This window comes from Lysinibacillus sp. Y5S-8 (assembly GCF_036894365.1).
GTDB classification, from domain to species: domain Bacteria; phylum Bacillota; class Bacilli; order Bacillales_A; family Planococcaceae; genus Lysinibacillus; species Lysinibacillus fusiformis_D.
This window is the reverse complement of the sequence record NZ_CP145889.1, coordinates 53518-77390: the sequence shown is the minus strand read 5'-3', so window position 1 is coordinate 77390 and position 23873 is coordinate 53518. Positions and strand designations below refer to the sequence as shown.

24 protein-coding genes and 2 rRNA genes are annotated in these 23873 nt (G+C 38.9%); 1 reads left to right on the top strand and 25 read right to left on the bottom strand.

Annotated elements, in window-relative coordinates; all coding sequences use genetic code 11:
- Positions 1-18: 18 nt before the first annotated feature.
- The 12 genes from glmU to metG all read right to left on the bottom strand — a co-directional run bounded on the left by glmU (position 19) and on the right by metG (position 11287).
- On the bottom strand, positions 19-1389 hold the full coding sequence (gene glmU, locus V6670_RS00370; RefSeq protein WP_141905714.1) for a bifunctional UDP-N-acetylglucosamine diphosphorylase/glucosamine-1-phosphate N-acetyltransferase GlmU: 1371 nt from the start codon (positions 1387-1389) through the stop codon (positions 19-21).
- A gap of 261 nt (positions 1390-1650) precedes the next feature.
- The gene (gene spoVG, locus V6670_RS00365) at positions 1651-1953 is read right to left on the bottom strand and encodes a septation regulator SpoVG (RefSeq protein WP_036122325.1); all 303 of its coding nucleotides are present in this window, start codon (positions 1951-1953) and stop codon (positions 1651-1653) included.
- 219 nt (positions 1954-2172) lie between these two features.
- Complete coding sequence (locus tag V6670_RS00360) at positions 2173-2547, bottom strand: RidA family protein (protein WP_141905713.1); 375 nt, start codon at positions 2545-2547, stop codon at positions 2173-2175.
- A complete protein-coding gene (purR, locus tag V6670_RS00355; protein ID WP_004229190.1) occupies positions 2544-3377 on the bottom strand; it encodes a pur operon repressor in 834 nt (277 codons plus the stop codon). Before purR ends, V6670_RS00360 begins: the two co-directional genes overlap by 4 nt.
- A 56-nt stretch (positions 3378-3433) precedes the next feature.
- On the bottom strand, positions 3434-4300 hold the full coding sequence (gene ispE, locus V6670_RS00350; protein WP_036122319.1) for a 4-(cytidine 5'-diphospho)-2-C-methyl-D-erythritol kinase: 867 nt from the start codon (positions 4298-4300) through the stop codon (positions 3434-3436).
- A gap of 221 nt (positions 4301-4521) precedes the next feature.
- Entirely contained in the window at positions 4522-4701 is a 180-nt protein-coding gene (locus V6670_RS00345; protein ID WP_036122317.1) for a small, acid-soluble spore protein, alpha/beta type, read from the bottom strand.
- A gap of 113 nt (positions 4702-4814) precedes the next feature.
- Positions 4815-5075: a Veg family protein gene (locus V6670_RS00340; protein WP_004229199.1), complete on the bottom strand. Its 261-nt coding sequence runs from the start codon at positions 5073-5075 to the stop codon at positions 4815-4817.
- A gap of 156 nt (positions 5076-5231) precedes the next feature.
- Positions 5232-6113, bottom strand: coding sequence for a 16S rRNA (adenine(1518)-N(6)/adenine(1519)-N(6))-dimethyltransferase RsmA (gene rsmA / locus V6670_RS00335; protein WP_338654419.1), 882 nt, complete (start codon positions 6111-6113; stop codon positions 5232-5234).
- A complete protein-coding gene (gene rnmV, locus V6670_RS00330; RefSeq protein ID WP_036122312.1) occupies positions 6106-6672 on the bottom strand; it encodes a ribonuclease M5 in 567 nt (188 codons plus the stop codon). The genes rsmA and rnmV overlap by 8 nt, the downstream gene beginning before the upstream one ends.
- A gap of 268 nt (positions 6673-6940) precedes the next feature.
- Positions 6941-8152, bottom strand: a complete 1212-nt coding sequence (locus V6670_RS00325) for a ubiquitin-like domain-containing protein (RefSeq protein WP_338652215.1) — start codon at positions 8150-8152, stop codon at positions 6941-6943.
- 135 nt (positions 8153-8287) lie between these two features.
- The gene (locus V6670_RS00320; protein ID WP_271912007.1) at positions 8288-9058 is read right to left on the bottom strand and encodes a TatD family hydrolase; all 771 of its coding nucleotides are present in this window, start codon (positions 9056-9058) and stop codon (positions 8288-8290) included.
- A 252-nt stretch (positions 9059-9310) separates the two neighbouring features.
- A complete protein-coding gene (metG, locus tag V6670_RS00315) occupies positions 9311-11287 on the bottom strand; it encodes a methionine--tRNA ligase (protein WP_338652214.1) in 1977 nt (658 codons plus the stop codon).
- Between the two features lie 349 nt (positions 11288-11636).
- On the opposite strand from metG, the gene V6670_RS00310 reads away from it, so the two are divergent.
- Positions 11637-11915: an AbrB/MazE/SpoVT family DNA-binding domain-containing protein gene (locus V6670_RS00310; RefSeq protein ID WP_004229214.1), complete on the top strand. Its 279-nt coding sequence runs from the start codon at positions 11637-11639 to the stop codon at positions 11913-11915.
- A 185-nt stretch (positions 11916-12100) separates the two neighbouring features.
- On the opposite strand, the gene rsmI is transcribed toward V6670_RS00310, so the two are convergent.
- From rsmI to V6670_RS00245, 13 genes are all read right to left on the bottom strand, one after another.
- Entirely contained in the window at positions 12101-12979 is an 879-nt protein-coding gene (gene rsmI / locus V6670_RS00305; protein WP_141905708.1) for a 16S rRNA (cytidine(1402)-2'-O)-methyltransferase, read from the bottom strand.
- Positions 12976-13239 (bottom strand): GIY-YIG nuclease family protein, encoded by a 264-nt coding sequence (locus V6670_RS00300; RefSeq protein ID WP_036122300.1) that lies wholly within the window; start codon positions 13237-13239, stop codon positions 12976-12978. Before V6670_RS00300 ends, rsmI begins: the two co-directional genes overlap by 4 nt.
- On the bottom strand, positions 13223-13972 hold the full coding sequence (locus V6670_RS00295) for a tRNA1(Val) (adenine(37)-N6)-methyltransferase (protein ID WP_338652211.1): 750 nt from the start codon (positions 13970-13972) through the stop codon (positions 13223-13225). The genes V6670_RS00300 and V6670_RS00295 overlap by 17 nt, the downstream gene beginning before the upstream one ends.
- A 63-nt stretch (positions 13973-14035) precedes the next feature.
- Positions 14036-14392 carry a DNA replication initiation control protein YabA gene (gene yabA, locus V6670_RS00290; RefSeq protein WP_004229222.1) on the bottom strand — a complete coding sequence of 119 codons (357 nt, stop codon included), beginning with the start codon at positions 14390-14392 and terminating at the stop codon, positions 14036-14038.
- Between the two features lie 27 nt (positions 14393-14419).
- Positions 14420-15235: a stage 0 sporulation family protein gene (locus tag V6670_RS00285; protein WP_141905706.1), complete on the bottom strand. Its 816-nt coding sequence runs from the start codon at positions 15233-15235 to the stop codon at positions 14420-14422.
- Positions 15228-16232, bottom strand: a complete 1005-nt coding sequence (gene holB, locus V6670_RS00280) for a DNA polymerase III subunit delta' (RefSeq protein ID WP_141905705.1) — start codon at positions 16230-16232, stop codon at positions 15228-15230. The genes V6670_RS00285 and holB overlap by 8 nt, the downstream gene beginning before the upstream one ends.
- A gap of 157 nt (positions 16233-16389) precedes the next feature.
- Positions 16390-16830: a YaaR family protein gene (locus V6670_RS00275; RefSeq protein ID WP_141905704.1), complete on the bottom strand. Its 441-nt coding sequence runs from the start codon at positions 16828-16830 to the stop codon at positions 16390-16392.
- Positions 16831-16939: 109 nt separating this feature from the next.
- On the bottom strand, positions 16940-17269 hold the full coding sequence (locus V6670_RS00270; protein ID WP_004229230.1) for a cyclic-di-AMP receptor: 330 nt from the start codon (positions 17267-17269) through the stop codon (positions 16940-16942).
- 227 nt (positions 17270-17496) lie between these two features.
- The gene (tmk, locus tag V6670_RS00265) at positions 17497-18126 is read right to left on the bottom strand and encodes a dTMP kinase (RefSeq protein ID WP_036122276.1); all 630 of its coding nucleotides are present in this window, start codon (positions 18124-18126) and stop codon (positions 17497-17499) included.
- A 17-nt stretch (positions 18127-18143) separates the two neighbouring features.
- Entirely contained in the window at positions 18144-19577 is a 1434-nt protein-coding gene (locus V6670_RS00260; RefSeq protein WP_338652210.1) for an aminotransferase class I/II-fold pyridoxal phosphate-dependent enzyme, read from the bottom strand.
- Between the two features lie 376 nt (positions 19578-19953).
- On the bottom strand, positions 19954-20391 hold the full coding sequence (locus V6670_RS00255) for an SRPBCC family protein (protein WP_338652209.1): 438 nt from the start codon (positions 20389-20391) through the stop codon (positions 19954-19956).
- Positions 20392-20496: 105 nt separating this feature from the next.
- A 5S ribosomal RNA gene (rrf, locus tag V6670_RS00250) occupies positions 20497-20612 on the bottom strand.
- A 187-nt stretch (positions 20613-20799) separates the two neighbouring features.
- A 23S ribosomal RNA gene (locus tag V6670_RS00245) occupies positions 20800-23727 on the bottom strand.
- Positions 23728-23873 lie beyond the last annotated feature (146 nt).

Sequence of the window (23873 nt, the reverse complement as noted above, 5' to 3'; positions counted from 1 at the left end):
CTCCTGTTTAGTTGATAATTATTTTGAATTTAATTTGCTTACATAATTCGGTTTGTTTTCTTGTCGTGCACGAGCTATTGCTAGTGCGTCTTCAGGAACTTCTTTAGTAATTGTAGAACCTGCTGCAATAAATGAACCTTTTCCAACTTTCACTGGTGCTACTAAGTTAGTATTACATCCTACAAATACATCATCTTCAATAATTGTTTTGAACTTGTTTTTTCCATCATAATTTACTGTAATGGAACCACAGCCAATATTGACGTTACTGCCTATTTCTGCATCACCAATATAGCTTAAATGCGATACTTTCGTATCATTATCTAGCTTGCTTTTCTTCACTTCTACAAAGTTACCAATTTTTACATGGCTACCGATGTCTGAAAGTGGTCGAATATGAGCAAATGGCCCAATAGCTGTATCATCCGCAATAGCGCTTTCACGTACAACAGAAGAGTGTACAGTTGTGCGGTCACCAATGCGACTATCTACAATTTGAGTATTTGGTCCAATTATGCAATCTTCACCGATAACAGTGGCACCTTCAATCATTGAGCCTGGTTGAATAACCGTATCGCGCCCAATAACTGCGTCTGCACTAATATGCGTTGTTTCAGGATGTATAATTGTGACACCATTACGCATATGTTTTTCATTGATTCTCGTACGCATTAATGTCTCAGCTTGTGACAAAGCCACACGATCATTGACACCTAATGTTTCTTCAAAATCATCAGTGACATAAGCTTCTACAATATCACCTTGCTTTTGTAAAATTTCAATGACATCCGGTAAATAATATTCACCTTGTGCATTGTCATTTTTCACAAGCTTCAATGTTTCAAATAATAATTTGTTATCAAAGCAGTATGTGCCCGTGTTTATTTCTTTTACTAATTGCTGTTCTGCTGAAGCGTCCTTTTGCTCAACAATTTGCTCAACCTGTCCGTTATCGCCACGTAAAATACGACCATAGCCAGTTGGATTTTCCGCAATCGCTGTTAAAATAGTTGCTTTAGCATTCTTTGCTTGGTGATGTTCGAATAAAGCCTGCATTGTTTCAGGACGAATTAGTGGTGTATCTCCACATACAACTAATGTAGTTCCTTCTTCGTTACCTAAAATAGCCTCAGCTTGTTGAACAGCATGAGCTGTACCTAACTGTTCGGCCTGCAGAACATACTCGCTTTTATCCCCAAGCTGTTGTTGCACTTTCTCTGCACCATGTCCAACAACCGTTACAATGCGATTTACATCTAACGTTTGAATATGATCCACCACATGTTGCACCATTGGTTTCCCACATACTGGATGGAGCACTTTATATAATTTGGACTTCATACGTGTACCTTGACCTGCAGCCAAAATGACAGCAAAAATATTGCTCATCTGTAAGTCCTCCAATACGCTCATTTTCTCTTATGACTATATAGCAAAATTCATCTCTTTTCAAGGCATGTAGAGTTGACAAAAAGATGAATTACAAAATCCATTGCACCTTATGCTCGAATGTCATGAAGTATATCCTGAAATTACTCATATTCTCTTTTTATCAAAATAAAAAGAACCCTTCCTACTAGAAGAGTTCTTCCTCATTTTCTACGCATTAATTTGTAGCAAATCCTTTAATAGGTATTTATTACCTTTTTATTACACACCAATACCCTCTAATTCTTCCTCTTTGCCCGTTTCCTCTATTTCGCTAGAGTTATGATAGGCGTTTAAAATGATCTCTTGAATTTTATTTCGAGTGTCAGAATTAATTGGATGCGCAATATCTCTAAACTCCCCATCCGGTGTTCGTTTACTTGGCATAGCTACGAATAAACCAGTATTTCCATCAATTACACGAATATCATGAACAACAAACTCATTGTCAAGTGTAATGGAAGCAATCGCACGCATGCGACCATCCGTCTGTACTCGACGTAATCTCACATCAGTAACTTCCATTTTCTCACCACCTCTCTTCTTAGATGCCTTCATGAAAATATCATATCCTCAATTACCGAATATTTTCCTTTTAATAGTCTATCAAATTTTCTAAAAAATTTGAATACTTATTAGAATAATATTTTTTCTTATATACGGAATTTTTGACAATTGTTTGTCAGCCTAAAAAAATTCCCTAAAAAGAAGAGCATTTCTCTTTAGGGAACTTAACGAATTATTTTATTTTACGATTGCGATAACTTCGATTTCTACTTTTACATCTTTCGGAAGACGAGCTACCTCTACAGCTGAACGTGCTGGTTTATGATCACCAAAATGGCCTGCATAAACCTCATTCATTGCGACAAAGTCGTTCATATCCTTCATAAAGACCGTTGTTTTCACAACATGATCTAAAGAAGTTCCAGCTTCCGCTAAAACTGCTTTTAAATTAGCGAACACTTGATTTGTTTGAGCAGTAATATCGCCTTCCACTAATTCACCTGTAGCTGTTAATGGAATTTGACCAGAGCTATAAAACATACCGTTAACAATAATCCCCTGTGAATATGGTCCGATTGCTGCTGGCGCATTTGTTGTTGCTACTACTTTCATTTGTCATGTCCCCTTTTAGAAAAATAGTTACCTTCACTTAATGCAATTGTACGATCTTTTTCGTTTACTTCATGAAGCTTTACAAGTGAATAATAATCATCTACTAAAGTTTCGTCCGCATGCTCAGCCTCCACAAGCACCGCAATGCCTGCTAGCTGACAGTCAAATTCCTCTAATAGATTTTTCATGCCGTTCATAGTACCACCGACCTTCATAAAGTCGTCAGTAATTAACACACGTTGTCCACTCTTCATGCTTCTTTTTGATAATACCATTGTCTGAATTCTTCTGGAAGAACCAGACACATAGTTAATGCTAACTGTAGAGCCCTCAGTTACTTTACTGTCTCTTCTTACAACTACTACTGGTACATTTAAATGTCTTGCAATGGCATGGGCAATGGATATCCCCTTAGTTGCTACAGTCATTATGACATCGATTTGTTGATCTGCAAAGGCAGAAGCAAAGACCTTCCCTACACGATTTATTAAATCTGGGTTTCCTAGCAAATCTGTCATAAATAAGTAACCGCCTGGTAACAATCGATCTGAATGTTCAAGCTCTGCCTTTAAATCCTGAATGACTAAACGTACTTCTGCCTCGGACATCTTCGGAATATACTTTACTCCTCCAGCAGCACCTGGCACTGTCATCAATAACCCGATTCCTTTTTCTTCGAATGTTTCCTTTACAATCGTTAAATCCTCACTAATGGATGACTTCGCAGATTGATATAGTTCTGAAAAATAAGTTAGCGGGATCAGCTGATGTGGATGTTCTAGTAAGTAGTACGTCATATCAACTAGTCGTTCACTACGCTTCCATTTCATGCGACCCTCTCCTAAACACGAATATTTATAGGTAAAATTAACACAAATTTGCGTTTCTAAGCAAGCGTATTCCGCTCACCTAAAATTCGCACTGCATACACTTCCTCACAAAAACCACGTAAACCATTATAAATGCGACTAACACGAGCTTCACTATCAACTAGTCCAAACACAGTCGGGCCGCTTCCACTCATTAACGTAGCATCTGCACCAAAGCGTTTCATTTGTTCTTTTAACATCACAACTTCTGGATGTAAGTTAAATGTTACAGTTTCCAAAACATTTCCTAATGAAGAACATAATAGCTCATAATCTTTTGTTTCTATCGCTTGTATCATTTGCTTGGTATTTGGATGTTTCAACCCTTCAACCTTAAGACCCCCATATACCTCAGCCGTTGACACGCCAATTTTAGGCTTTGCTAATACAACCCAACAGTTTGGAGGGGCTGGTAATTCAGCTATTTTTTCTCCACGGCCTGTAGCGAGTGCTGTGCCACCATAGACACAAAACGAAACATCCGAGCCAATTTTAGCACCCAGCTCCGCTAATTCATCTATCGATAACCCTAAATCCCAAAGCTCATTTAGTCCCTTTAATGTAGCTGCTGCATCACTACTGCCACCTGCAAGTCCAGCCGCAATGGGTATTTCCTTTTCAATAGTAATGGATACACCTTGCCTAATGCCGTATGTATCTTTAATGAGACGCGCTGCCTGATACGCAAAATTACGATGATCATTTGGTACAAAATTATCTGTTGAAATAATTTGAATAACACCGTCTTCTCGAGATTCAAGACTGATACGATCAGCTAAATCGACAGTTGTCATAACCATCTCTACTTCGTGAAAATTATCTGGCCTTTTATAAAGTACATCTAATGTTAAATTGATTTTTGCAGGCGCCTTTACATAAAGCATCTTTCTTCCTCCCTTATAGCTACACGTATAAACAGTTCTTTTTTTCGCGCAAGATTATTCATTTTATTTTACCATAATGAGAATGCGAAAATGGAAAAAAAGAACCGTTTACCCTGTTCGGAGTAACGGCTCTCTCTCGTCAGTTGTATTTGTTGTGTCAGTAAGGATTTTCATCCTTGCTGAATGAAACTTTATAAGATGACTACTTTAATAAAAATAGCCTACTTATGCTCTTGCTCATTACTTGCCCGTTCAGCCATTTCTATGGCACGTTTGACCATATTACCAGCATCTCGAGCTTTTATGCCGCCCCAGCCTTCCTTTTGCACAACATCATAAAATCCAAGCTCTTTTGCGATCTCTTCTTTTAATCGAGGTGACATGATACCTTTTCTAGGCATATAAACTCCTCCTTTAACAACTGACGAATTTAGTATGCCCGTGAAAACGCAAAACACTCATGTAGTTTTAACATACATGAGTGTTTCTAAAATATAGAAATAAGTACTAGAAACTATTTTGCGACAGCAGCTTTTGCTTCGTCTAAAAATGTAATCTCTACTGCTTCAGTTAAAATATCTGTGTAGCTATACGATACGCGCTTGCACGTATTGTCTTCTTGATCGAGCTCTACTACAAAGATAGCGCGATATGTCTCACGTAATATCCCTGCACACTCAACCGTTTTCTTGCGACCACCATTTGCTTTTAATTGCAAACGTTTACCCAAATGACAATCCAACGACTTTTTAATGTCCGCTAAAGTTTTTGGCATTTTCGCTTACACCTCACTACTAACTAGTATAAGCGAATCGCCCAAAAATGTCAACAAAATATAATATTTTATCAGCCCGTTATAAATCTTGTCAACTTATTTTTTATAAAAAGCATATATTTTTTTACATCCACGAAAAAATGTTAACAAAAATTCTTACTTTGCAAACACAGGATATAGTGCATCGGCTAATTTTCCAAACTCTTGAATAGTAAGTGTTTCTCCTCGACGAGTTGGCTCAATTGCTGCTGCCTCTAATGCCTGTAAAATTTGTTCCTTTTGTGCCTTCCCATTTGGTAAACCAGCTTGCAGATTATTGTAGATTGTTTTTCTTCTTTGAACAAAAGATGCTCGAGTCACAACAAATAAAAAATCCTCATCTATTACTTTTACTGGTGGCTCATCATGCTTGATGAGGCGAATAACCGCTGAATCGACATTAGGTTGTGGCATAAACACTGTTTTTGGCACAGTCATAGCAATATCAGCCTTAACATAATACTGAATCGCAATAGATAATGAACCATATTCCTTCGTTCCAGGCATAGCCGTTATACGATCAGCCACCTCTTTTTGCATCATGACAACAAAACCTCTGATTGGTAATCGGTCATTTAGCAATTTCATTAAAATTGGGGTAGTAACATAATACGGTAGATTGGCCACGACCATAATATTTTCAATACCTGGCATTTCCTCCGCAATAATCTTCGCAACATCTGCCTTAAGAATGTCAGAGTGGATAATAGACACATTATTATATGGACTAAGTGTGTCTTCTAACACAGGTAATAAACGTTGATCAATTTCAAAGGAAACAACCTTTTTGGCACTTCTCGCCAAATGCTCTGTTAGGGCACCAATACCAGGACCAACTTCAATTGCGCCACTATTTTCCGTTAAATTTGCGTGACTTACAATATTTCGTAAAATATTAGGATCAATTAAAAAGTTTTGTCCTAAGCTTTTTTTAAATGAAAATCCATATTTTTTTAAAATTTCCTGTGTACGAATTGGTGTTGCAATATCCTTATGCATCATTTTCCTCCTGATCTAACTGTGCGACCGCCGCACCAAATTGCTGTTCTGTAATCTGAAACATTTTTAACCTTTTATGAAGCTGTTTACCGTTTGTAGCACCGATATTTAAAATTTCTCCCAGTCGATCACGTCGCTGTTTTGATTGTGGATAGCCAATCAAACGTGCTGTCATTAAATCTTCCAGTGTAATATCATCTTCGTTTGGCACATCTTGTTTAGGGGTATAGACATGTCGTAATGCTTCCCGTATATCATCGTCAGCTGCATGCTCAATCCCCAAGCCTTTACCATTCTTCGCAATTGTTTTGGCTTTTGGTAAAAAGGCATGTTTCACTCCTTGAACACGCTCTTCAATAATGGCGCGTATTCGACGTCCTGGGTAGTCAGGATCCGTAAATACAATAACACCACGCTTTTCTTGAGCATGTTGGATTCGCTTCAATGTTTCTTCAGAGATAGCAGATCCATTTGTTTCTATAGTATCTGCTTGTACGGCACGCTTAATAGCTGTCGTATCATCTTTTCCTTCAACGACAATGATTTCTTTTATTTGCAAAAAGACTCCTCTTTTCTGTCTACCTTATCTTCTGACCATTTTACAACTGCAAGATACCGTTTGTACAGAAATACAAGGTTTGAACGAGCCTTCTAGCGAACGTACCGTCAAACATTGCTAATAATTAGCATTCCAACGCCTCCTTTACAGGGGCGTTTGTTGTACTTAATGTTTAAACAGTTGTTAAAACAAGAAAAAAGCTTCCCTGCCAGTCAAAACAGGAAAGCTCCATTAGTGAAATAACATTTTGATTAATTTTACAAATTTTTTAATTTAATACTTTAATACGCACTTTCTTACGTCCCCAGTTACGTGCCTGGGCATCTGTTTGTACAAGTATATCGATCTTATTACCCTTAATTGAGCCACCAGTATCTCCAGCGATAGCTGTACCATAGCCTTCAACCCATACTTTTGAGCCTAATTTAATAACAGAAGGGTCAACTGCGATTACCTTCATACCAGAATTTGAACGCAAGTTTATACCAGTTGCTGATGTACCAGTACAACCGTTGCAATATGGTGTATAAGCTGTTGCCGTTACATAGAATTCTTTACCACTAGCTGGCTCTGCTGAACCACGTGACACAGTTGCTGCACTTGCAACGACTGTTTTTGTGCCAATTGCAACGACTTGTTTTTTTGGCTCTTTTAAAATTGCCTCAGCTTGTAGGTTTTTAGCTACAACCTTGCCATTTTCTTTGACAACTTCATACGTACGAGAAATTGAGCCCTTCTCGCCTGTTGCCACTACCTTTTGTTTCCCCTTTTGCAATGAAGCATCCTGCTTCTTTTCAACTGCGAAATCTAAAGAGTCTTCCACTACATCGATAACCTTTTCTACGCGAACTACTGCGATTTTACTCTGTGGAGTAATAACGTCCTCCAGGTTATTTTCGACACGATCGAATTCATTTAACTGAATTCCTTGTTGTTTTAAAAAGTTAGCGACCGTAGTCGAAGTGGACCATACTTGTCTTTTATTTACGCCATCGACAAGCGCTACTTGAAACGCTTTTTGAATATCGATTTTGTTCTCTGCTCCTAGTTCAGTATCTAGACCTTGTGCTAAAGAGTCGTGTTCAGATACTTCAATATTTGCTTCCTTCAAAATGTCTTTCACTAGTGTTTCAGTTGTCCAAACTTTTGACTGATTTCCATCAACTGAAATAGTTACTTCTTTTGCCTGTTCCCATTGAATTGCTAATCCATTAACAATTTTGGTGTTCAGAGAGGGTGATATTTTATCATGCGCTGCTACATCTATATTTCGATCTTGTAATAATTGTTCTACAGTTTTGGCATGTGTTGAAACTTCGATTGTTTCTCCGTTTGCTTCAAGCGTTACGGCTTTTTTCGTACCTTGATAAAGTACGAAAGAGATTACAGATACAAACAGGACAAGTGAAATAATTCTTATCACTGCTTGCTTACTCCTCAATGATCCTAAGAACAAGTTTTTCATGGAATTATTTGACATGAAAAAACGCCTCCTTAATACAAGGTTGGATTATACGGACTAGTTTTGGCACTGTCAACCCGAAAGTATTTCTCTGAAAATTGACTTCTATGTTTTTGCCAACCACAAACCCTGTATTGGAGGCATCTAAGCTAGTTAATTGTCAATCCCAAAAAAAATTTTCGCATTGGCGGTAGTTGCTTGTGCAATTTCCTCAATTGTTAACCCCTTCAATCGCGCAATTTCCTCCGCAACTAAGGGCACAAAGCTTGGTTCATTACGCTTACCTCGATGTGGATGTGGCGCCAAATATGGTGCATCTGTTTCAATCATCAAGTGCTCTAGAGGTATTTCCGTAGCCACTTCCTTTGGCAGACGTGCATTTTTGAATGTCACTGGTCCACCAAGACTAATCATAAAATTCATAGCTATACATTCACGTGCGGTTTCTACACTCCCACTAAAGCAGTGCATAACACCCCCTACGGATGCTGCGTTTTCTTCACGCAAAATTTGTACAACATCCCCTGTTGCATCCCTGTTATGAATAATGATTGGCAAACCTAACTTTTGCGCTAATTGAATTTGCTTGCGGAAAAGTGCTTGTTGAACTTCTTTTGGTGACTTATCCCAATAATAGTCCAAACCTGTTTCACCAATGCCAACTATTTTTGGATGTGCAGCTAATTCCTCAATCCAATCTAAATCTTGTTGCGTACAATCAATAGCGTCTACTGGATGCCAGCCAATGACACCATAAACAAAATCATATTGCTCTATTAATTGCATTGTTCTATTAATGGTTTTACGGTCAAAACCAATAACAACCATTTTCTCTACTCTAGCTTCAAGGGCTCTATCAATTACCTCTTGAAGGTCTTCCTCATACTGATCTGCATTCAAATGTACATGTGTATCAATAAACATCCTCATTCTCCTAACATCGATTTTATTAAAATTTATTATTTCATATTTTTCGTAAGCATTACAATTTTGTTACAAACCATTCGGTATTGTGACATTCCACTTAATCGACAATACTTGCAATGATTCTATATACCCATAAAATCACATTTTTCATGCCGAATAAATTATTTCGAAATAACAATAACCTAATTTCTCTAACAGATTTGAAAAGCCTGCTGAATAATATGTATTCAGCAGGCCTTTCTTAGTTTGTTACTTTACTTTTGCACCATTCTCTAGTTTTGAATCAACTGATGCTAATTTTAAAATTCCATCTTTTTCACCAGCTAGAATCATTCCTTGTGATAATTCACCACGTAGTTTAACAGGCTTCAAGTTTGCTACGACGATCACTTTTTGACCGATTAAATCATCAGGTGTATAGAATTTTGCAATACCTGAAACTACTTGGCGTTGCTCATATCCTAGATCCACTTGAAGCTTTAATAATTTATCTGCTTTTGGAACAGTTTCACATGCCGTAACAGTCGCCACACGCAAATCAATTTTCATAAAATCATCAATGGTAATTTCAGGAATTTCTGGGTTTTCGTCAGTCTTTGAAGTCTTTTTAGTCTCTTCTTCTTGTGGTGTTTTCACAGAGCCACGCATTTCCTCACGAATATAAGCAATTTCAACTTCATTTTCCAAGCGTGGGAAAATTGGTATCCCTTTTTCTACCACTTTAATGTTTGTTGGAATAGTATTGCCGAATGTTTCAATTGTATCCCATGCTAAGAATTTGTCATCTAAACCTAACTGATCGATCATACGTTTCGGTGTTGTTGTCATAAATGGTTGTAACATGACAGCAATTTGGTGTAAGCTCTCTGCCAAATTTCGCATAACAGCTCCTAATTTTGGCTTATCTGACTCTTCTTTTGCTAACACCCAAGGCTGTGTCTCATCTATATATTTATTAGTACGCGACACCAGTGTCCATAAGTCAGCAAGAACGACACTAAATTGCATTTTTTCCATACTTTCTTCATATTTAATACGCACCGACTCAGCTTGCTCTTTTAATGCTGCATCAAATTCTGTCGATTGAAGATTTTCTGTAGGAATAATACCATCAAAATATTTATTAATCATTGAAATAGTTCGATTTAGTAAATTTCCTAAATCGTTCGCCAAATCAAAGTTTGTGCGTTCAATAAATGATTCTGGCGAAAATACACCATCAGAGCCGAATGGTAATTCACGTAAAAGGAAGTAACGTGTCGCATCTAGGCCATAACGTTCGATTAACATTTCTGGATAAATGACATTACCTTTTGATTTAGACATTTTACCGTCTTTCATCATAATAAAACCATGTGCAAATACTTTTTTCGGTAATGGTAAATCTAACGCCATTAAGAAAATTGGCCAATAAATTGTATGGAAGCGCACAATATCTTTCCCTACTACATGTACGTCTGCTGGCCAGTACTTGTTGAATAGTGTTTCATCGTCAGACATGTACCCTAGAGCTGTAATATAATTCGTTAATGCATCCACCCATACATAAATGACATGCTTTGGATCCCCAGGTACTTTAATCCCCCAATCGAAGGACGTTCTTGATACTGATAAATCTTCTAGCCCTGGTTTAATGAAGTTATTAATCATTTCATTTTTTCGTGATTCTGGCTCAATGAATTCTAGGTTTTCTTCATAATAAGTTAATAAACGATCTGCGTATTTCTTCATATTAAAGAAGTACGATTCTTCTTTTACTTTGTGTACTGGTCGACCACAGTCTGGACAGTTCCCATCAACTAATTGAGTTTCTGTAAAGAATGATTCACATGGTGTACAATACCAGCCTTCATATTCGCCTTTATAAATATCACCATTATCTAAAAACTTTTGGAAAATCTTTTCGACAGCTTTCGTATGTCGCTCTTGCGTTGTCTGTATAAAGTCATCATAAGAAATATCCATTAAAGACCAAAGCTTTTTCGCAGCATCTGCAATTTCATTTACATAATCTTGAGGGTGTTTCCCCGCTTCGGCTGCTTTTTCTTGTATTTTTTGCCCATGTTCGTCCATTCCTGTTAAAAAACGAACATCATAACCACGTAAACGTTTATAGCGTGCAATAGTATCAGATGCAACGGTTGTATATGCCGTACCAATATGAAATTTCCCACTTGGATAGTAAATGGGTGTTGTTATATAGAATGTTTTTTGTTGTTCACTCACAAGAACTGCCTCCATTGTTTTACAATATACTTTCTATTCTAACGAAGTACCAAATTCGTTTCAATGAAAGTTTATCATATGCGAAAATTGTCGAATAATATATTGAATCCATTAAATGACTTAAATAAGAATCTTTTTTACTATTACTGAAAATATTTATTAAAAACCTTTTAAAATGAATAAAATAACTGCATTCTTCTCAAAAATTTTTTTTAGAAAGCATAATATTAGTGTATTAATTAATTGACGTTTATGGCATTACTTGGTATGATAACTATCAGACAAGGAAATTATGTCGAAATTTGACGAAATACCAATATAACTTTTAATAATTAGGAGGAAATCTATTATGAAATCAACAGGGATTGTTCGTAAAGTCGATGAGTTAGGTCGTGTAGTAATTCCTATCGAGTTACGCCGTACGCTAGGTATTGCTGAAAAGGACGCTTTAGAAATCTATGTGGATGACGATAAAATCATCTTAAAAAAATATATGCCTAATATGACATGTGCTGTTACTGGTGAAGTTTCCGATGATAACTTCCGTCTAGTTGGAGGCAAATTAATTTTAAGTCCAGAAGGCGCTGAAATGTTAGTAAAAGAAATCCAATCTAACTTAAAAAAATAATTGATTGCTCACCTAAATCAAATACAATGATTTAGGTGTTTCTATTTATATAATTTACTATACCCAATTTCTGAACCCCTTATAATGTCCATGTCAGACCTTTCTATTTAAGGGTACTATTATTTACAGTTATTATCAATTTAAAATCAAATAAAGAGCTACCTTAGTAAGGTAACTCTTTACTATTATTGACTATGATATTCATTATAAACATCTCTTTTAGCTACTTGTCTCAACTTGGCTACTTCCTTAATGGCTTCTTTTGATGTTATATTCGATTGATCTATGATGAAATCAACATGTTCAATAATGGACATTGTCTCCCAATAGGCTTTTGCATGTTCATCTTCCTCTTCGGCAGAGCTATTGCCTTCAAGAACAATACAAAACTCTCCACGAATCTCCTGGGTTTGCGACCATTCTACAGCTTCAGCCAATGTGCCGCGTAAAAACTCTTCAAATTTCTTTGTCAGCTCACGCGCGAGGACAACGCGACGGTTTCCGAGTATTGCTTCCATATCTTTTAATGTATCTTTTAAGCGATGAGGTGCCTCATATAATAAGATAGTTTCTTGACGTTTTTTTAATTGCTCTAACTGCTGGCGTCGATCTTTTTTTCCACGATTCAAAAACCCATAAAAGAAAAATGGCTGTGGTGTTAATCCAGAGGCAATTAATGCTGAAATCGCAGCATTGGGACCTGGCACTGGCACAACTGGAAAGTTTTGAGCGATTGCTTTTTCAACTATGTCTGCACCTGGATCAGAAATACAAGGTAAACCTGCATCACTTACTAATGCAATTGTTTTCCCTTCGTGAAGCATAGATAATAATTTTTCGCCACCTACTGCTAAATTATGTTCATGGTAACTGATTAATGGTGTTTCGATATCAAAGTAATTACATAGCTTCTTTGTATTTCTCGTATCTTCTGCCGCAATAATATCGGCTTCTTTTAAAATGCGAAGTGCACGTACACTCATATCCTCTAGATTTCCAATAGGCGTTCCTACCAGATATAAACAACCTGTCAGATCGTGTATTGTACTTTTTTGTGATTTCACGATTCACCCCTCCTTATATAATTTATTTTCTGCATTCTTGTTAATTGCTTAAAAGCATATTCAGCACGCATTGCTTCTTGCTTTGTCTCAAACATTTCTTTATAAATACATTTCACTGGGCCTCTAGCTCTTGTATATTTTGCCCCTTTACCAGCGTTATGTACAGCAACACGCTTTTCTATATTATTTGTATACCCTGCATAAAGGGTTTGATCCGCACACTCTAGCACATAAAAGTAGTGATTACTGCTCTTTTCCATAAAGAATGTCTCTCACTTCTGCTGTATATTCGTTATTGCCATCATAGACATACAAGGGTGGCAAGATTTTTAAATCTGGTTTTCCATCTTTTATCCCTTCTATTAATAATGTATTGGCTTCTTTTCCTTTTTTCGGATAAATGAGTTGCATCCGTTTGGGCTCTAAGCGATTTGCTCGCATAGCTGTAACAATATCTAATAATCGACCTGGACGATGGACAAATGCCGCCTTGCCACCTTGCTTTAATAATTTACTTGCAGATTGAATGGCTTCCTCTAATGTTAAATATAATTCATGTCGTGCAATGGCATGATGTTCACTGAGATTTTTATCACTTGCTTCATGTGCTAAAAAATAGGGAGGATTGCAGGTAACAACATCATACTGTTCTATGCCTAAGTGTTTTGGTATTTCTTTTACATCACCAAGAATCATTTGAATTTGGTTTTCCAGTTGATTGTAATGGATGCTTCTCTCTGCCATATCAAATAAACGGGGCTGAATCTCAACTCCCGTAATTTCCCCTTTTGTACGTGCACTTAAAAAGAGAGGAATTACACCATTTCCTGAGCATAAATCAACAATTTTTCCCTTATGATAGGGGATATTGACAAACTTTGAAAGCAACACTGCGTCTAACGAAAACGAAAAGACAGAAGGACTTTGAATAATACGCAAATTCTCAGCCAATAAATAGTCTAATCGCTCATCATCCTTTAACCATTTTTCCATGCTTATTCCTCCTACACTACAAAACAAAAGACTGATACCACCGTAGTGGGAATCAGCCTTCTATTACACATTTTGTTTATTTAAAAATGATAGACAAAACAGACAATCTTCACCTTTACGTGAACTTCCAAAATGAACATGACAAACGTGGAAGCCTTCCTGGTATAAGCGAGCTAGGTTATCATAACCTTCACCTATATCTAGAGGACTCTCTTTCTTTACTTCAGCAGCTTGTACGGAGTTTGTATTAGAAAGTAGTTCTTCCAGACGTGTACGAAGATGATGATTTTCTGTTTCAAGCGCCTTATGCTCTTCCATCATTAACGCTACAAATTGTTTCAATGCACCAAATTGCTCCTGCATTGCTTCGAGCTGTTGTTCGAACTCCATAACGGTATCCAAGAAATTACGGTCCTTCACCCAAGCCACCTCGTTAAATTCTCTATCTTAAATAAGATTTTTTTCGCATGCTAGCAGTTCTTCTAGTGTATACTCAACTGTGCGTTCCTGCTCATGTAAATATACTTGAATAAGTCTTTCCAGCACATTTAACCCTACAACTTTCCCGCGACCATCTGGTGTCATCGCTACCTCACCTATATCTGGCATGCCCTCTTTTGCTTCTTCATATTCATCATTTTCATACTTTAAGCAGCACATTAAACGTCCGCAAAGACCTGATATTTTTGAAGGATTTAAAGATAAGTTTTGATCTTTAGCCATTTTAATAGAGACTGGCTCAAAATCACCTAAAAATGTGGAGCAACAAAGCATTCTTCCACACGGTCCGATACCACCTAATAATTTTGCTTCATCACGGACACCGATTTGGCGAAGTTCGATACGTGTTCTAAAAACCGAAGCTAAATCTTTTACAAGATCCCTGAAGTCAACACGTCCTTCAGCTGTAAAATAAAAAATAATTTTATTACGATCAAATGTATATTCAACATCTACAAGTTTCATTTCTAAATTATGTTCTATAATTTTAGTACTAGCGAGTTCAAATGCACGTTTCGACTCAGCTGCATTTTCCTCTACTTGTATACGATCACGATCATCTGCTGGTCTAAGTACTTGTTTTAGTGGTAATACAACATCATTATCACCTACTACTTTTTGAGGGACAACCACTTTTCCATACTCTACTCCGCGAGCTGTCTCTACAATAACATATTGACTATCTTCTAGTAGAAATGATGCCGGATCAAAATAATATATTTTACCCGCCTTTTTAAAGCGGACTCCTACTACATTATACAAATGTATATCCCTCCTGCAGATTTAGCATTAACTGCTCAATCAATAACGTCCTATTCATGTTACGCTGTAAAGAGGCGCGCGCTTGTAAAATAGATTCCATCTGACTTGATAGTCGCTCATAAGTGGAATGTAACGCAACTTCTTTAAATAGTGGTAACATGTCTGGATAAGTACAAGCTGCCTCGGGATTAGCTTTTATTGACACTATATCACGGTAAGCAAATAGTAGTAAATCCAATGCTTGCTCCATCTCGCCCTTTTCTTTAAAATGTGGTAACCACTCTTCATGTGCAATAAGCATTGCCTCGTGTACATTTTGCCGAATGGCCTCCACTAATTTTAACACTGTTTTTCGAGCGAGTGCAAACTGCTCATCATTTGCCAAAAATATAGCCATTTCGAGCTCGTTTGTCATCATGCTTACGGTTGAAGCCATCGAATCCGAAATATTATTGTCCTGTAAGTGCTTCAACAAAACATGACGTGGCATTTTTTGAAATTTGATATGTTGGCAACGAGAACGGATTGTTGGAAGTATTGACTGCATTTGCTCTGTTAATAATATGGCAGTTACTTCTCCATCCGGCTCCTCTAAAAATTTAAGTATCATATTGGCTGATGCTGTATTCAGACGGTCTGCATGATGAAGCACATAGATTTTACGCCCTTCTTCTACACCCATCATTTTCATCTCGCCAATAAGTTCTCGCATTTGATCAATTTTTATAAATTGACCATCTGGATAAATTTGATGAATATTTGGGTGATTTCCCGAATCCACACGTCTGCAATTTCGACATGTTTCACATGGAACATTTCCACTTGGTTGCTCACATAGCATTAATTTGACAAAAAAGGTCATAATACCTGCCTTGCCTGTCCCTTTTTCGCCATCAAAAATATATGCATGTGCTAATCTATTTTTGTCAAAAATCGTTTGAAGTTGCTTCATTACGACTGGCTGTAGCGTGAATAGCTCTTCAACATTCTTGGCCATACATTTTAATTCCTTCCTGTATCTACAACAAAAAGCGTAACTGTCTCCAATTCTTACTTTTTGAAAAGAAACATTACAGTGATTCCTAGTTTAATGGCAAGCTGCCAAATCAAAATTTGAAAAAAGCCCGCGCCTAAATGAGAATGAGACACGGGTTTTACATATATAAATTAATTAGTAAGCCTTTAATCTCACCGATTTTATCAAGGAGGTCTATCGCTTCTTTTTCCTCGTCTAAGAGATCTTGGGCAAGTTCGACAAGACGTGTATCAATAGTTTCAATGATTTTTAATCGTCTGCCTTCGCCAAAACGATTCCATGTATGTGATTGTTTTAAATCCATTCCATGTTCTACTGTCTCTTGTAGAAATCGTTTTACAAGCATTTTAAACTTAGCAAGTTCCCGTAAATTACGTGATCTTGCAACACGATCACCAGCACTCGAAATATCTCCTAATAAACGTGTTAGTTGCTCTGTTTGCAGCTTGTTACCTTGCTTAACGACCAGATCTCCAAATCGGTTATTTTGATTATTATTTTGTAGTGGCTCATTGCGATTTGTATTTAACCCGACACGTATATCTTGATTAATCTTCAAGCTGGTTTCGCCCCCACTATCTTTATCAATTTCTCCCTGCATTGGGATAAATATCAGGCTCATTAGATAAGCCTAATATAAGCGACCTCTTACGAATGGAGGCTACTTATTAAAAATGATGGAATTGTTCAATTGGTAAAACAAATACAGTAGCTCCTCCTACCTCTACCTCCACAGGATAAGGTATATAGGAATCGGCATTTCCTCCTAATGGAGAAACTGGTGCAACCATTTGCTCACGTGCTCGACAATTATCCCGAATAATATCTAAAAGTTTGGGTATGAGAGAGTCTTCAGTTCCTATAAGAAATGTCGTATTTCCTGAACGTAAAAATCCTCCTGTGCTCGCTAATTTAGTTGCGCGAAACTGATTTTTCGTTAAAGCATTTGATAAGCGACTGCTATCCTGATCTTGCACTACAGCTACGACTAACTTCATTCGCACTCACCCCTTTTATAAGATTCACCTAAATAGGTTTTCATACTATTCCTAAGCATTTATAAACATTAATACTTCGACTGTTATCCATGTGAAATTAATTACACCTGGGCATAATTACGTCCATATTTTATCAAGCTTACTCGTAATTCAGTAGGTATCTGTTGAATTAGATAAAATAATGGATAGTATCATTATATCACAATGTTGTGGACAACTTCATGCTTTTAGTGCATTGCTTCCAATAATAATAACCATACATCTTCAACAACATGCTCAATATGTTGGTCTGCATTCACTACACGTATACGTTCTGGGTACCGCTCTACTAGTTGTAAATATCCTTCACGTACCTTCTGATGAAACGGCAAACTTTCAACGTCTAAACGATTTATTTCTCTCTTGTTAGTTGCATGAATACGTGCTAATCCAACTTCTGGAGGAAGGTCAAATAATATAGTTAAGTCAGGTAATTTCTTACCGATAGCAAATTCGTTAATAGAAAGTACCTCATCAACACCTATTCCTCTTGCATAACCTTGATAAGCTAAAGATGAGTCGATAAAACGATCACATATTACCAACTGACCAGCATCTAAAGCTGGTTGTACTTTTTCAAAATAATGCTGACTTCTTGCTGCAGCATATAACAATGCTTCTGTTCGCTCGTCCATAGCTGTATGTGCAGGATTTAAAATAATTGTTCTTATCTTTTCTGCAATTTCGATGCCGCCTGGTTCTCTTGTTGCTAGAACGTCAATATTTTTTTCTGCTAGTCGCTCAGCTATCATTTGAATGATTGTTGTTTTCCCTGCTCCCTCTGGACCTTCGAATGTAATAAATAAATTGCTTTTCATGCTGTTATTGCCTCCAACTATCTAATGACCTGAATCATTTTTTCTGCTAATCGATGATTTCCTTGGAATGTCGCTCCTGCTGCTAATAGCTCTTCCAGTTGACTTAATTTTGCTACGGTTATTCTTTCTCCTGGGACAAGTAATGGAATACCAGGCGGATAAGGAATAATCATACTTGCTGAAACCCTTCCCATTGTACGCATATATGGTAACCATTCTTTACTTAATGATGCAATTTCATTAAAGGTATAAATAGGTTCAGTAATAGGTACAAAATGATAGGCTGTTTGAGAAGCAGCTATGCTATCCGTTTTAGCTGTGTTTAATAGCATTGTTATAGCTTCTTTTATGCGGACTCTTATTTCAGCAAATGGGTAAGGATATCCTTGCTTCAGCAAAGGTAACACAAATAATACTTGATTCGCATCAGCTAGTTCTCCATAGACATGCTTAGCTTCTAGTACCTCCTGTAATTGAAAACCACTATAACCATTGACACGTAACAATACCTTAAGTGGATCATCTACTTCAATTACTTCTAAGGAACCAATTGATCGTAATGCTTCAATCCATTGATTCTTTTTTTCTATTATATATGCCCCATCACTCTCCATATATGTCTGTACATAATAGCGAGCATCATCTAATGAGGCTAATAATACATAGGATGGGCTACTAGATTGCAGCATACGTAGATAGTGATGTATTTTGTCAGCATCAATTAATTTCGACTTAACATGCATAAAGGATGCCATCGTCATCGCAGGTAATGTCTTATGTGCTGATTGTACAACGACATCTGCTCCTAATGACAAAGCAGATGGTTGAAATAATGTACACGCATTAAAATGAGCGCCATGTGCCTCATCCACTAAGACAGGGATTTCTTTTTCATGACAATAAGCAATTTGTTGCTGTATTTCATTCGATGTCATCCCATAATAAGTAGGATATGTTAAAACGACAGCTTTCGCCTCTGGATAATTTTTCACTGCTTCTTTAAGATCTTTATAAGTGACATGCGTTGCCGTTAACGTTCGCTCATCCCAGATTGGTGAGACAAAAATAGGCTTAGCCCCCACAAGTTCAATGGCGTGGAAAATTGATTTATGGGCATTACGTTGGACAATAATGGTATCGCCTTTATCACATGTAGCATAAATCATCGCTAAATTCCCAACAGTAGAACCGCCCACTAGAAAGAAACTCTTCATTGCTCCATATGTATCTGCAAGTAAATTTTCTGCTTCTAATATCATTTCCTCAGGGTAATGCAAATCATCTAAACCTGTTAATTCAGTTACATCATAACGCATAACATCTTTAAATGCTTGCGGAAGATAGGACAGTTCGCCATGCTTATGACCTGGGACATGAAAAGAAATATTTTGTTGTTGTCTAAAACGTTCTAATCCCTCTATAATTGGCTTTTTCTTTTGCAAAACAAACACCCATTTTCGTTAGATTCTTATTTAATTATACGAAATTATAACGAGATAAAAAAGCTATCCCTCAACAAGGTTCTCCATATTTATCTGTTGAACTAAAATTTTTCAACAAAATGTCTTATTATCTCTGTTTCCATTGCATCTAGATTACTTTGAGTTTACTCCAAAAGAAACATCGTTTAGAGGCTATGTGACAACATAATTTAGTCACGCCGGCATTCTATTTCAATAGATATTTGAATAGCCACTAAAAAACAGACATTCTTTACCTCATTATCGAGGAGAGAACATTTAGTAAAAAAACATTTGCTCATTCAATATAAAAACCGATTATTGCCGTTATCTGCAATAATCGGTTCTCCCACCCTTTTCCACAAAACTATTCTTTCACCACTTTAACGGCCATTTCCTTTACTAATTGCTCCACTAGTCTTGGGACAAAATTATCTAAAACTGGATTCATCATTCCTGCTAAAAAGCCGCTAGCCTTCATTGTTAACTTACCAGTAAGTTGCAATGATTGATCTTGATTTTGTTTTATTTCAAATGAACCATCGCCATTTATCGGATCGGATAAGCCCTCCAAATCAAAATGTATCTGATGAGCATCTGATTTTTTCACCTTAAGCTCCACTTTAACAGCTTTTTGAATAATGCCAAAATCTCCTTGAAAGACCCAAATCATATCATTTTCATTCAGTAATTCGTGGTGTAAGTAACCTGGCATTAAAACGGCCCATTGTTCTTTATTTTGAATAAATTCCTCTAACTTTTCTTTCTGCATACTGATACTCTTACTATATTGTCCAGTTGCCATTACATTGCACCCCTTTGTATGTTTTAATCACTCCATTAAACTTTAACATTTTATAGGTCTCTAAATAAATAAAAAAACCACTGATTTCTCAGTGGTTACTTTGTTGCCTAGCGACGTCCTACTCTCACAGGGGGAAGCCCCCAACTACCATCGGCGCTAAAGAGCTTAACTTCCGTGTTCGGTATGGGAACGGGTGTGACCTCTTTGCCATCATCACTAGACTATGGTCGGCTTTCAATATACATCGCATTTCTTCGTCAGCTTCTGTCGTTCAGTCAGTCACGTACTTGAGTACGCTCCTTCCCTCTCTCCATTGCTTCCTCGAACTACTCGTATCTTGAAACCCTTCATAAAAGAAATTATTCTTTCAAAACTGGATAAACGGTTCATTGAATGGTTCAAACGTTTTTGGTTAAGTCCTCGATCGATTAGTATTCGTCAGCTCCATGTGTCACCACACTTCCACCTCGAACCTATCTACCTCATCGTCTTTGAGGGATCTTACTTACTTGCGTAATGGGAAATCTCATCTTGAGGGGGGCTTCATGCTTAGATGCTTTCAGCACTTATCCCGTCCACACATAGCTACCCAGCGATGCCTTTGGCAAGACAACTGGTACACCAGCGGTGTGTCCATCCCGGTCCTCTCGTACTAAGGACAGCTCCTCTCAAATTTCCTACGCCCACGACGGATAGGGACCGAACTGTCTCACGACGTTCTGAACCCAGCTCGCGTACCGCTTTAATGGGCGAACAGCCCAACCCTTGGGACCGACTACAGCCCCAGGATGCGATGAGCCGACATCGAGGTGCCAAACCTCCCCGTCGATGTGGACTCTTGGGGGAGATAAGCCTGTTATCCCCGGGGTAGCTTTTATCCGTTGAGCGATGGCCCTTCCATGCGGAACCACCGGATCACTAAGCCCGTCTTTCGACCCTGCTCGACTTGTAGGTCTCGCAGTCAAGCTCCCTTGTGCCTTTACACTCTACGAATGATTTCCAACCATTCTGAGGGAACCTTTGGGCGCCTCCGTTACCTTTTAGGAGGCGACCGCCCCAGTCAAACTGTCCGCCTGACACTGTCTCCTGCCCCGCTAAGGGGCATGGGTTAGAATTTCAATACAACCAGGGTAGTATCCCACCGACGCCTCCTTCGAAGCTGGCGCTCCGAGATCTCTGGCTCCTACCTATCCTGTACAAGTTGTACCAAAATTCAATATCAGGCTACAGTAAAGCTCCACGGGGTCTTTCCGTCCTGTCGCGGGTAACCTGCATCTTCACAGGTACTATAATTTCACCGAGTCTCTCGTTGAGACAGTGCCCAGATCGTTACGCCTTTCGTGCGGGTCGGAACTTACCCGACAAGGAATTTCGCTACCTTAGGACCGTTATAGTTACGGCCGCCGTTTACTGGGGCTTCAATTCGCAGCTTCGCTTGCGCTAACCACTCCTCTTAACCTTCCAGCACCGGGCAGGCGTCAGCCCCTATACGTCACCTTACGGTTTTGCAGAGACCTGTGTTTTTGCTAAACAGTCGCCTGGGCCTATTCACTGCGGCTCTCATGCGCTTGCACGCTCAAGAGCACCCCTTCTCCCGAAGTTACGGGGTCATTTTGCCGAGTTCCTTAACGAGAGTTCTCTCGCACACCTTAGGATTCTCTCCTCGACTACCTGTGTCGGTTTGCGGTACGGGCACCTCTCACCTCGATAGAGGCTTTTCTTGGCAGTGTGAAATCAGGAACTTCGTCCATACGGACTCGCCATCACAGCTCAACGTTACAGTGTGCGGATTTGCCTACACACACGCCTTACTGCTTGGACGCGCATAACCAACAGCGCGCTTACCCTATCCTACTGCGTCCCCCCATTTCTCAAACGGTGAGGAGGTGGTACAGGAATATCAACCTGTTGTCCATCGCCTACGCCTATCGGCCTCGGCTTAGGTCCCGACTAACCCTGAGCGGACGAGCCTTCCTCAGGAAACCTTAGTCATACGGTGGACGGGATTCTCACCCGTCTTTCGCTACTCATACCGGCATTCTCACTTCTAAGCGCTCCACCAGTCCTTCCGGTCTGACTTCAACGCACTTAGAACGCTCTCCTACCACTGACATCGTAGATGTCAATCCACAGCTTCGGTGAATCGTTTAGCCCCGATACATTTTCGGCGCAGCGTCACTCGACCAGTGAGCTATTACGCACTCTTTAAATGATGGCTGCTTCTAAGCCAACATCCTGGTTGTCTGTGCAACGCCACATCCTTTTCCACTTAACGATTACTTTGGGACCTTAGCTGGTGGTCTGGGCTGTTTCCCTTTTGACTACGGATCTTATCACTCGCAGTCTGACTCCCGTGTATAAATATCTGGCATTCGGAGTTTGTCTGAATTCGGTAAACCGGGATGGCCCCCTAGTCCAAACAGTGCTCTACCTCCAGTATTCTCATCACGAGGCTAGCCCTAAAGCTATTTCGGAGAGAACCAGCTATCTCCAAGTTCGATTGGAATTTCTCCGCTACCCACACCTCATCCCCGCACTTTTCAACGTGCGTGGGTTCGGGCCTCCAGTAAGTGTTACCTTACCTTCACCCTGGACATGGGTAGATCACCTGGTTTCGGGTCTACGACCACGTACTATTTCGCCCTATTCAGACTCGCTTTCGCTGCGGCTCCGCCTTCTAAAGCTTAACCTCGCACGTAATCGTAACTCGCCGGTTCATTCTACAAAAGGCACGCTATCACCCATTAACGGGCTCTAACTACTTGTAGGCACACGGTTTCAGGATCTCTTTCACTCCCCTTCCGGGGTGCTTTTCACCTTTCCCTCACGGTACTGGTTCACTATCGGTCACTAGGTAGTATTTAGCCTTGGGAGATGGTCCTCCCGGATTCCGACGGAATTTCACGTGTTCCGCCGTACTCAGGATCCACTCAGGAGAGAACAAACTTTCGACTACAGGGCTTTTACCTGCTCTGGCGGACCTTTCCAAGTCGCTTCATCTAACTCGCTCTTTTGTAACTCCGTATTGAGTGTCCTACAACCCCAAGAGGCAAGCCTCTTGGTTTGGGCTCTTCCCGTTTCGCTCGCCGCTACTCAGGGAATCGATTTTTCTTTCTCTTCCTCCAGGTACTTAGATGTTTCAGTTCCCTGGGTCTGCCTTCAAGACGCTATGTATTCACGTCAAGATACTACGCGATTAAACGTAGTGGGTTCCCCCATTCGGAAATCTCCGGATCAAAGCTCACTTACAGCTCCCCGAAGCATATCGGTGTTAGTGCCGTCCTTCTTCGGCTCCTAGTGCCAAGGCATTCGCCGTGCGCCCTTAATAACTTAACCTAACAGCTTTCAATACACATCACATTTCGTTGTCAGCTTCACTCGTTCAATCAGTCACGTACTCAAGTACGCTCCTTCATTCACTCGATTGCTTCCTAGAACTGCTCGTGTCTTGAAACCTTTTAATGTTATTAAGCCTATAAAAA